The sequence below is a fragment of the Streptomyces sp. GbtcB7 genome (assembly GCF_019091445.1).
Classification (GTDB): Bacteria; Actinomycetota; Actinomycetes; order Streptomycetales; family Streptomycetaceae; genus Streptomyces; species Streptomyces mirabilis.
On record NZ_JAGXJM010000676.1, the window covers coordinates 1 to 234 of the forward strand.

The following is a 234-nucleotide window of genomic DNA, read 5'->3' on the forward strand; positions in this document are numbered from 1 at the left end:
GGCAAGAAGAGCAGCAGAACGACCGGGGGCGGCAGGGCCAGCGTGCGGAACCCGGGGGTGAGACCGATCTGGCAGCCACCCGCCACCAGCAGGACCGGCTCGTTCCAGCGCAGGCGGCGGGCCAGCCACGTCATGGCCAGCACGGTCGCGAGAATTGCCGTGGTGACTTCCAGGCCCCGCATTCGGCACCGCCTTCCCGATGGGTCAGGCACCCCCTCCCCTGGTTGTTCAGTC

Annotated in this window: 1 pseudogene; it reads right to left on the minus strand. The window is 70.1% G+C overall.

The features are described 5' to 3' along the window. Positions 1-182: pseudogene (locus KVT44_RS57205) on the minus strand (Na+/H+ antiporter); the annotation flags it as partial. Positions 183-234 lie beyond the last annotated feature (52 nt).